Below are 2333 nucleotides of genomic sequence, written 5' to 3'. Positions count from 1 at the left end.
ACTGCCCATTGTTTATCAGTCAGATCCGTTGGATAATACATTGTGGCTCTTTTTTTGTTCCCTGTTTGTTTTTGGCGAAACTAATGGTAAACAGAAGAAGAGCCCATTCCTATCTTCTTGAAACTGCTTTACGGTTAATGATTAACCTTTTACTTAGGTATCTGTGTATTTTTTGATTTTTAAGACACGTTCTAAGGACTCTGTTCAACTACCCTGATGACATTCGAAGAGCGATTTATACGACGAATGCGATTGAGTCACTCAACAGTGTCATTCGAAAAGCGATTAAAAAGCGTAAATTGTTTCCAACGGATGATGCGGCAAGAAAAGTTATTTTCTTAGCGATTCAGGATGCATCAAAAAAGTGGACAATGCCGATTCGAAATTGGAAAGCGGCGCTCAATCGATTTATGATTGAGTTTGAAGATCGACTTAGACCCTATATTTAAAACTGGGTGGGTACACAGAAATATTTACAGGGTCTTCAATTTTATGGAACAACGACTTTCCACCAATTGTCAGAAAATAAATCAGTTAGAAAGTCACAATATGGATAGCTTTCTTGTTCATCAATCTTAAATTCATAATTATCACATGATGTGATGTCATAGCTCAATAGATCGATTTTTTGATTTTCACCCTCGCCAGTAGAACCAACTTTTAGTGAAAGCAACTCAAGGTTACCATAATTATCTTGTACTAAACGGCTAACAACCGCAGAACATTCAACACAGTCAATCGTATAGTTGCGAAAGCTATCAAAAACATCTATTGATTCAACAAGCCTATTTTGGTAGCCCATTATAGAAAAAAGTACTAAAGAAAACCCATTATTTGGGACGTAAGATGAACTATTATCTGGTACTGATTCATTATCATCAAGTACAAATTTAAATGTACCTGCAGAATCACTATCGTTTAAATTATACTCCTGAACGATGTTTATTTCAGTATTAGAGTCTGTTACAGATTTACCGTTGTACAAAGCAAGAACCGACATTGAATAATAATGCCAGCTATCTGGATTACAGTAGTAGTTATCATTCTCATAATCCTTTTCTAGGCATAATGTCGCAAGTTTAACGCCAGGCTCAAAAAAACGATCATTCATATCAAGAATATCATTAAATTTCCAGTCAGAATGTGCAAACAATCGAAGTTTCGTTGCAGGAGGAGATGCGATACCATCAAAACTAAAACTAAAAGAAGTACGTTTTACTGTATCTGGTACATCGTTAGCATTAACCGTGTGGCTATCATCATAGTTGGTATAAAATTCTTTACATGATGTTTGGCTATCACACTGAAGTGATTCAGGAGCAGTGTCTACAAATATGTCACTCTTCTTGTAATTAGGCGATATTATCTCAAGTTGTGATTCCTGTGATATAGGTCTATTAGTGCAGTCATTGTATTTTAAAAATGGAGAGTCCTCTACCAATGGACCCTCAGGAAATACACATAAATTAAGAGTCCCTGAAATATTTTCTTCTACCGATAAAAATAGAGTATTACTTTCGTCAAAGTTATGGACACTATTATTCTTTCCAAGAAATGGCAATTGATAGCCACTAATAAAGCTATCTTCTTCATAAGGTTTATTAGTTATTTTATAACCATCGATTTCAGTAAGAATATTATTGGGTATTTCTTCTGTAGTCATGTTTTCTCGGTGACGAACAAGCTTGAAATTTTCTTTCAACTGTTGCGCTGTAAAACGGATAGTGCAGTCAGAATTGTCATTAACATAAGCGGTGTAACGGATAGTCAGTGGTTTTTTCATTCTACTATTATTATATAATTGATGTCCGTAATCAGTTGCTCCTATACCGCTCACATCAATAGTTGCTTTATTATCTACAGATAGAGGCTCACATTCTGACTTGGATAAAGTAGAAGCGATACTCTGGTCTACGAAAATAGTTAAAAAAACGTTAACTAATAAAAATATAAAATAATTATACTTAAACATATTTTACCCTTTGGTAGTATAGTAATTGCTATATTCAGTTACTTATTGTAGTAAATGATATATGGTTTTATATTTTATCAATTATAATATATGAAAACCACGCTTATAAATCTTGTATTGGAAACATATGTTGATACTAATTTAATTAGTGGTCGGTATTTTGATTATTAAAAATAAATATCCTAAACATGGTGTAGGTAGTTAAATTAAGAAATAATAACTTGTGTTTAACAAGTGTTTTTAAATCATAAATTTAATGGTTCGCAATATAGAAAATCATGATTTGTTCAAAAATGTCTACAATATAGATCATGTATGTTAGCATATTTGAATAATATAAATGTAAACAATACTGTGGATA

1 protein-coding gene and 1 pseudogene are annotated in these 2333 nt (G+C 32.7%); one reads left to right on the top strand and one right to left on the bottom strand.

Going from position 1 to position 2333, the window contains the following annotated elements; all coding sequences use genetic code 11:
- Positions 1–191 precede the first annotated feature (191 nt).
- A pseudogene (locus ACQ96U_RS27040) lies at positions 192–449 on the top strand (transposase); the annotation flags it as partial.
- 41 nt (positions 450–490) lie between these two features.
- On the opposite strand, the gene ACQ96U_RS27035 reads toward ACQ96U_RS27040, so the two are convergent.
- A complete protein-coding gene (locus ACQ96U_RS27035) occupies positions 491–1972 on the bottom strand; it encodes a hypothetical protein (protein ID WP_431724391.1) in 1482 nt (493 codons plus the stop codon).
- Positions 1973–2333: the final 361 nt, after the last annotated feature.

Source organism: Zooshikella sp. RANM57 (assembly GCF_050749885.1).
In the GTDB taxonomy this organism is placed as follows: domain Bacteria; phylum Pseudomonadota; class Gammaproteobacteria; order Pseudomonadales; family Zooshikellaceae; genus Zooshikella.
This window is presented reverse-complemented; position numbering and strand designations above follow the sequence as displayed.

What these genes read in the sequence shown, in the direction of transcription:
- ACQ96U_RS27035 (WP_431724391.1), bottom strand. Translation starts at nt 1,972, where the DNA reads ATGTTTAAGTATAATTATTTTATATTTTTATTAGTTAACGTTTTTTTA.